Here is an 8,477-nt window from a genome sequence, read left to right on the forward strand (position 1 = left end):
ATATCTCTGACCAGAACCGTACCGGCTGCCGTGCCGTCACTCTTCCACAATTCCTCACCGTTTACGCTGTCAAAAGCAGCGAAGAACAGGGTGTTACCCACTGCCGTTAGATTGCGGGGGGCGGAGCTAGAGTAACCGGGGCGGATATCTTTGACCAGAACCGTGCCGGCCGCCGTGCCGTCGCTTTTCCACAATTCCCAACCGTTTACGCCGTTATCGGCAATGAAGTACAGGGTATTACCCACTGCCGTTAGATTGCGGGAGTCGGAGCTAGAGGAACCAGGGCGGATATCTCTGACCAGAACCGTACCGGCCGCCGTGCCGTCGCTCTTCCACAATTCCTCACCGTTCACGCCGTCATTGGCCGAGAAGTACAGGGTATTACCTACTGCTGTTAGATTGCGGGGGTAGGAGCTAGAGGAACCGGGGCGGATGTCTCTGACCAGAACCGTACCGGCCGCCGTGCCGTCGCTTTTCCATAATTCCCCACCGTTAACCCCGTCCTGGGCCTGGAAGTACAGGGTACTGCCCACCGCCGTTAGAGTATTGTTGTAGATAAAGGGGTTATAGAAACCGGGGCGGATATCCTTGACCAAAACTGTACCAGCCGCCGTGCCGTCGCTCTTCCATAATTCATAACCGTTAACGCCGTCATTGGCCCGAAAGAACAGGGTACTACCCACTACCGTTAGAGCGCCGGGGGCGGAGCTAGAGTAACCGGGGCGGATATCTTTGACCAGAACCGTGCCGGCCGCCGTGCCGTCGCTTTTCCACAATTCCCAACCGTTAACGCCGTCATTGGCAGTGAAGTACAGGGTGTTACCCACTGCCGTTAGAGAGGAGGAGAAGGAGTTAGAAGAACCGGGGCGGATATCTCTGACTAAAAAAGGGGTTGACATGACTTTTTCCTGAATAAAGGGTGAAAATTTTAAAATCGCCGTTTCCCGCACTTGGGACGGCCCTAGTCATTACCATGCCAAGAAGCGGCTCAATCATCGCCGTCAGCGTTGGGTTTCATTCTTCAACCCAACCCACGTTCACCTCTGGTATAGATTAGAATCGATTATTAACATTGATTTTTACTTATGATTTATTATGGTTTCAGTGGGTATTAATGGGGGTTATTATAAACAAACCAATCAATATTATTTATAAAGTTTTTTGAACGGCTCTTCTGGTTTATGTGTGGAAACGAGGTCTATTCTCGCGAAACAGGTGCAAGATTTTGAGAGAATCGTGCTTCAAAACCTTGCGTCTTTATCGGCCTGCGTCCTGTAGGGGCGAAGCATTCGGATAAAAAATCTACGGTTTCACCGATAGGTTATTGCCCGAATGCTTCGCCCGTACTTTTTGCCGCAAACCCTAGATAGAGTCCTATAGCAGCGGGCAGAAGGTAGTATTTTCGCCGCTTTTGACCCCTTTTAGAGAGATTCTTCCCTCACGGAACCATCTTCTTGCACCCAGGCGAGATTTTTAATCATCCGATCGCGGGCATAGGTGCGAATTTGTGCCTCGCTGCGACCCCCTAAATCGATCGCCACCCTCAGATTCGGATCACCGGTGCGAAGGGAGCGAGCCTTACTAAAAGTCGCTATCTGGGCGTTATTACCCAAAGGGATAAGCAACCAGTCGAGGGGGGGAGCTTGAGTGGGTAAAGTCTGCCCTGATAATAGACTTTCGTGCAGTTCTTCGATATTTAGGGAAAAACCGATACCCGGAGCCGATTGGCCCTGGGGATGAAAAACGCCCAATAATTGATCATAGCGTCCGCCCTGGCCTAAAATACTGAGATTTTGCTGGTGATCACTAACCGCTTTAAAAACGATGCCGGTGTAGTAATCAAAGGTTTGAATCAGACTTAAATCGAGAATTAGGGGGAAAGGACTAGAGCGATCGGCATTAAGCAGCTCTACTAGGGATTTAAGGTTATTAACGGCTTTTTGGGCTGATTCTTCCTGGGCTAATACTGCCACTTGTGCGAGGACATCGTGAGGATTACCGCGCAGGTGAAATAATTGTCGGGCTTGCTGCCGGAGGATTTCGTTAGGATAGGGAAGATTTTCGAGGCTAACGTAGTCGAGGAGGGCTAAACAGCGTTTCACCTGTTCGCGTAAGGGATCTGGAAAGGGAGAAAGTAGCGAACGAGTCAAACCCGCTTCTCCTAAAATAATCTGCCAGTTAGGGACGGCCAAACTATCGAAACAGTCGGCCAGGAGCAGTAAAATCTCGGCATCAGCTAGTAAACCGCCAGAAAAGAGCAGTTCTACCCCCGCTTGATAGAATTCCACTTGACGACCGTGATAACTGGCGCTAGGGCGACGAAAAACGTTAGCCCGATAACAGAGACGTTGGGGATAGGACTCCCCACTCATGCGGGTGACGGCACTGCGGGCAATGGAAGCGGTTAATTCAGGGCGTAATCCCGATAGTCCTTGACTATCCCCGTGGAGTTGGATCACGGTGCTGGGATCGATCGTACCGCCTGCGGTGAGGGTATCGAGCCATTCAATGGTGGAGGTGACGATCCTTTGATAGCCCCAACGTTGAAAGACAGACTGAAGGCGATCGTTAATCCAGCCTTTTTGGGTAACTTCTAGGGGTAATAAATCCCTTGTCCCCGCCGGGGGTTGATGAATCATGGGAGTTTGCTAATCAAAATCGGTGGCACTGGTCAGTCCTATTTCTTTTTACCACCAAATCGAGACCAAAAACCGCCCTTGCGCTCTCCTTCCTCTTTTTGTTCTTTCTGGTCTGGCATTTCAATCTTAGAATTAACTACTTTATCTAGTTCCCGTTTGCACTTAATCACCGTCGCATCTTGGGGGCTGGTTTTCCAGGCCCGGTTGATATGAACCCGGGCCATGGACAGTTGATTTTGTCGCAGGTAGGCTAAACCGATCAGGGCGTGACAGATGCCATTATCCGGTTCTTGCCGCAGGGCATCGCGCAATTCTCGCAAAGCTTGGGCGGGGTTATTTTCGTCAAGAGAGGCTTGGGCGCGGCGAATATAGGCTTCTAGTGGCGATTCCTTGCTTTTAGTCCGAGCTGACGTGGTGAAAGCTGCTTTAACTAACTCGGACTGGTTAGTATTGCTCTGGGAGATAAAGACTTTCGGGCTGGTTTTCTTGTTGCCCCGACCTTCGGTTAAGATCAGATAAACCAGATTGAGTTCACTGAGTTGGCCGATTTTCTGATAGGTATTTTCCAGGGCTGTATATTGATCGATCGCCAAAGATTGCAGGATTTTTTGATAGGCTAATTCGTAGTTAGCGCTAGATTGGGCTAGTTTTCTAGCTGGTTCGCTACTGATGGTGATTTTACTCAAATCTCTCCCCATTGACTTGCCCATTTGTGCTAAAACCAGCCGAAATTCTTCGCGAGATGGGTCGCGGCCCAGATGTTCGTAGGCGGGGTTAACTAATTTTGAAAGTAACTGATTAGCCAGTTTCTTTTCATCGGGGGTGTGAGTGCGACAGGTATCGGGATGGAGTTTATAGGCGATTTTTAAGTAACGCTCGCGAATCTCCTCCTGTTCGGCATCGATCGAGACTCCTAAAATAGCGAAATGATCGATTAAATCATATTGAAATAATCCCTGGGAAATTGGAAAAGTCATAGAGAGTATCCTAACTTTAATCGAAATGATAATCGTAATAAATATTAAAAGAATTAAAACTGAAAGCTCCAAGAGGCCGCTTTTTGCAGAGCTTGGCTTAAGGGGGTGTGAATCTGTCCGTTAGTAGCCAGGATTCGCCCCGTTTCTATCAGAAAAGGACTCTCATCGTAGGCGGTAATTTTACCCCCAGCTTCTTCGATCAGAATAACTCCTGCGGCCAGATCCCAGGGATTAATTCCTCGTTCCCAATAACCATCTAAGCGCCCACAGGCCACATCGGTTAAGTCTTTGGCAGCGGAACCGCTGCGGCGTACCCCTTGGGTCAGATGAGTCAGATAACAGAATTCGGCATAATTATTATCGGAGGTTTGACAGCGATCGTAGGCAAAACCCGTCACCAGTAAACTTTTTTCTAGTTCACTGGTCCGGGAGACATGGATGGGACGACGGTTCAGAGTGGACCCCAAACCCTGGGCTGCCCGAAATAGTTCCTTTCTAAAGGGATTATAGATGACTCCCACTGCTGCTTTCCCTGCGATCAGTAGTCCGATGGAGACGACGGATACGGGATAACCGTGGGCATAGTTGGTGGTTCCGTCGAGAGGATCGATCGCCCAGAGATAGTCGCTATCGGTCCCTGGCAGTTTTCCCGATTCTTCCGCTAAAATCCCGTGTTTGGGAAAGTGACGGCCAATAATTTTGAGAATTTCTGTTTCTGCTCGACGATCTATTTCTGTCACTAAATCGCCCGATCGCCCTTTTTCTTCTATTGTCTCGATTTTGCCCCAATTATCGAGGATAATTGTTCCCGCTGCTAGGGCGGCTTCACTGGCAATGTCTAGGTATTTTTCTAATTGGCTGCTGGTATCTAGCACGATTAATCCCGAATCTATTCTTCATCTAAGGGTAAACCAAAACGCACTTTCCCACGGGCAAAAAAGCGACCGAATTGCAATTCATAGACTTCATCTTCGTCCTGGGTGGCCACTTCCAGATCGCCACGGGCATAACTGACACAAAGTAAAGCATAACCTCTGGCTTTTAATTCCGGCGATAGTCCGATCGCTTCTGGTTGGTGGATATCTCCTGACAATACCCTGACCGCGCAGCTGGTACAAGCTCCATTGCGACAGGAAAAGGGTAATTGATAGCCCTGTTTTTCCAGACTGTGCAGTATATAGTTATCCCCTGGAACGGTGGTGACAAATTTTTCGCCGGTCTGACGATTGTGAACGGTGATTTGATGATATTTAGTCATAGTTTAGTTAGCCAGAAATTATAGATGCAATTCTAGATAGTTCTAAATTTAGGGTCTATTTTGGTCAGCAGTCTCGATTATATCATCAATAATTGCTCAAATAGTCATCATCTTTACAATTATCCTTGACAACTGTTAACTTTTCTTGGGTCATTTGTCAATTTTTATGGCTCTTGAAACTTTATCTCTTTTAATCTAACTGCACCGTCGATAATTGAGATTTCCTGGGAGCCAATTTGCACGATCGCATCTAATCCCTTGCCGATAATTTTAACTGCCGGGGGACGACTTTTCTGCACGGTCATCACCAGAAAAAACTCCTCGCTACCCGTGGCTAAAATGCGCTCACCTGTATTAGTTTTCTCTACTTTTAAAGTCACGGGAGTGATAAAAGTTCCCTGCATATTTGCCCCATTTTGAGTGATAGTAAAACTATTTTTTCCGAGGGTGACATTTCCCTGTGTATTCATCACCCAAGTTTTATTAATAAATTCTGGTTCATCGACTTTACCTAATAATTTATCCATCAAGACGAATAATCCAGGAGAACCAGAGGATAGACTGTAATCGACGGCGAAAGAACGAACTAGAGCCACTCCTGCTGGTGGATTAGCTCCTCTAACCATGATTTTATCAGTTTTTAACGTAATTACTCCCGAACCATCGGGACTGGATTGAAAAGCCATCGGTTTTGCTTGGCTCCAAGGCGTGGTTTTCGGGAAAATAACCGTATTTTCCGAGTTCCAGTCACCTTCTGACCCCTCAAAACTCGCCCAATGTCCTCCTAATCCCCAAATTCTCACACTAGCGACATCGGGAAAAGACCATCCCCCCACAAAAGGTTGCTGTTTGAGATAGATACTAGCGACAAAATCCTCTTCATTTTGCCACTGATTACGAAAAGCATAAAATCCCTTTTGTTGATCAACTAAAACCCTGGAAAGTTGGCGAGCGGGATTTTCTGGAGTAAGATTAGATGGATAAGCAGCGAGGAGAAAAGGAGCAATATGGGGATAATGGGGGTGAAAAAGTTGTTTTTCTTGACCTTGTAATCGCCATTTTATTGCTGGTAGCCATGATTTATCGGTAATTCCCAATCCGATAGTTAATAAAGACACTCCTACAAACATCTGATGTCTGCCATAAGCAGGAATCAATAATTGACCATTTTTAGGGACAATTCTGGTTAAATAATGGGGGATTAATTGGGCTGCCGAGGAACCAGTTACTAAGTCTAATCCGAGACTATTTCGATACCCTTGCAGAAAAGGAAAAACAGCGAGAACCATGGGTTCGGTGGTGTATAAATCTCCTTCCGTGCCAAATCCTTGATCGCCGATAGCTGTGATAAAATAGCGTTCGATGTGACGTTTGGCCATTTCCACCTGTGCCGAGGGATAATAGAGAGGATCGGGCGGTAAATCCTCCTTGAGAATCGCTAAACTGGCTAATCCTGCCGCACCTCTGGCCCGCGCATTCCAGTTACTAACTGTGTCTCCATTCCAGCCATTTTTGGGTGAATCGCCTTTGAGAAGTTTTTTACTTTCACTGAATAACCAGCCAGTAATTTCCCGTTGGCGATTTTCTTCCCAAAAATCATAACAAAGATCGTAGGCGAGAGCGACTCCGGCGACAATTGGAGATTGTTCTAAGACTCTCCTTCCCCGATTTTTTCGGGTTTTTTCGAGAATTTCCCAGGCAGTTTCTGCTGATTTTCTATCTTGATTTAAAATTGCTAAAAAACAATGACCTGTGGCATGATAACCACCATTAGGCACATAACCATCGTAATAAATTTTTTCTTGTAAACTGTTGTTTAATTGGGCGATAATAGCTTGACCGATAGGAGTTTTCGCTTTTTCTCTGAGATTAGTTAATTCTGACTTGCGAAAGATTAAACGGGGATGTTCTCGCGGTTGCAGGGGTTGGTGATTAGGGACAGGATTAGGCCACAAAGGGGAAATTGTGCCATTAACTTTGTTTTGTAGTCTTCTTCCCCCTAAAGTGCCTTGATAACTGCCGATAAGTTGGTCTTGGTGGGGGACAATTTCGATATTATAGATAGCTTCCCTGACTTCCGCTTGCCAAGGGTGAGTTTGAATGTTTATTTTCACCTGTAATCGCCAAGCATTGTCTAATTTAATCGTTTTTACCGTACCTTGGTGATCCACTTCTTTATTGAATTTCGGTGCGTATCCCCACACCGACGGCTGACAAACAGATCGATCGCAGCTTAGATCTAGGGTAATATCTTGATAAACGGGTTTATCTTGCCACAGTTTCCAAACACCATGTTTCAGGGTTAAACGAAGGTTGCCGGTTAATAATTGCGGCTCGATGGTTTCCTGACTAGGTGCGCTTGTACCACCTAGCAAAAGTAAGGGAATCGCCGCTAAAAAAGGAGATATTTTCATAGTAAACAAGCAAGGGGAAATATCAGGTATTCTAGGAAGAATAATTTCCAAATAAATTGGTAGAATTGGCTGATTTCGCTTTTATCTTCTAAATTTACTCCGCGACTACGCCACCAAAGAAGAAGAAGTAGGAGCAGATGGGCGACAATGGCCAGAGAAGAATTAATTCCGTTTATCCCCAAGAGACCGACTGCAATCATACCAGCATAACATAGAGAAATTGTCAATAAGGAAATTGTTAAGATTTTTTCTGGTCCGAGAAGGAGGGTAAAAGTGGTAATTTGGTAAATGCGATCGCCGTCTAGGTCTGGAACATCCTTGAAAATAGCGATTGCAACGGTGAAAACAAGAACAAAAGCTGTTAAAACCCAGATCGAGGGATAGATAGACTGATTTTGATTAATAACTGTGTTGTAGTGGCGAAAAAGACCTAAATTGACGATGACACCCCGGACGGTAAAAATACAGAAGGCTGCCCAGAGGGGAAAGCGTTTTAAACGCACTGGAGGCAAGGAATAAGCAGTGCCGATAAGTAAACTAATCCCCACGGTGATTAACAGCCAAAAACCACCGATAAAAGCCATTATAATTGCTAAAATACCGGTAAAACCTACGATCAACCGTCCTGTTAACCGAGAAAATTCGCCCTTGGCTAGGGGAAGCTGGGGTTTATTGATTTTATCGATGTCGATGTCTTCTAACTGATTTAAACCGACGATATAGACATTACCCGCAAGACAAGCGACCCAAGTGAGCAATAAAACTGGCCAATGGCTAAAAAAATCGTTAATATTGCCTAAAGCAATTAAATAAAGACTTAAAACACTTAAGGAAGTGCCGATAATCGTATGGGGACGAGAAAATTTCCAGAGACTCCCTAACCGGTCAAGAAAGTTAGGCTGGGGATGGTTAACTGGAAGAAAAGGAGCTTGATTCATCGGACCTCTTGCTAAAAATCAAAAATTGTCGTGGTTGGTGAGGGGTCGGTCGTCAGTAGTCGGTAGTCAGGAGAATTGGGAATGAATAATAATCAATTAAATGGTCTATTTAGGGTTTGCTGAATAAATGTGAAATGTAGGCAAGGTAGAGGTTTTGTGGCTTTTCTCCCGAAACAGGTGCAAGATTCTGAGAGAATCGTGCTTCAAAACCTTGCGTCTTCATGGTTCCGCGTCCTGTAGGGGCGAAGCAT

General features: G+C 46.0%; 7 protein-coding genes. All 7 read right to left on the bottom strand.

Going from position 1 to position 8,477, the window contains the following annotated elements; genetic code table 11:
• The coding region (locus tag IM475_RS20130) for an ELWxxDGT repeat protein (protein ID WP_353737465.1) at window positions 1-899 on the bottom strand (899 nt) is incomplete at its 3' end.
• Between the two features lie 522 nt (window positions 900-1,421).
• Complete coding sequence (locus tag IM475_RS20135) at window positions 1,422-2,639, bottom strand: ATP phosphoribosyltransferase regulatory subunit (RefSeq protein WP_287728902.1); 1,218 nt, start codon at window positions 2,637-2,639, stop codon at window positions 1,422-1,424.
• Between the two features lie 38 nt (window positions 2,640-2,677).
• Window positions 2,678-3,616, bottom strand: coding sequence for a J domain-containing protein (locus IM475_RS20140; protein ID WP_287728903.1), 939 nt, complete (start codon window positions 3,614-3,616; stop codon window positions 2,678-2,680).
• A 53-nt stretch (window positions 3,617-3,669) separates the two neighbouring features.
• The gene (locus IM475_RS20145) at window positions 3,670-4,491 is read right to left on the bottom strand and encodes an inositol monophosphatase family protein (protein WP_287728905.1); all 822 of its coding nucleotides are present in this window, start codon (window positions 4,489-4,491) and stop codon (window positions 3,670-3,672) included.
• Window positions 4,492-4,505: 14 nt separating this feature from the next.
• A complete protein-coding gene (locus IM475_RS20150; RefSeq protein ID WP_287659046.1) occupies window positions 4,506-4,874 on the bottom strand; it encodes a 2Fe-2S iron-sulfur cluster-binding protein in 369 nt (122 codons plus the stop codon).
• A 164-nt stretch (window positions 4,875-5,038) separates the two neighbouring features.
• A complete protein-coding gene (locus IM475_RS20155; protein ID WP_287728906.1) occupies window positions 5,039-7,288 on the bottom strand; it encodes a hypothetical protein in 2,250 nt (749 codons plus the stop codon).
• Window positions 7,285-8,226, bottom strand: a complete 942-nt coding sequence (locus IM475_RS20160; RefSeq protein WP_287728908.1) for a homogentisate phytyltransferase — start codon at window positions 8,224-8,226, stop codon at window positions 7,285-7,287. Before IM475_RS20160 ends, IM475_RS20155 begins: the two co-directional genes overlap by 4 nt.
• Between the last annotated feature and the right edge of the window lie 251 nt (window positions 8,227-8,477).

Source organism: Microcystis sp. M061S2 (assembly GCF_020245605.1).
Lineage (GTDB): Bacteria > Cyanobacteriota > Cyanobacteriia > Cyanobacteriales > Microcystaceae > Microcystis.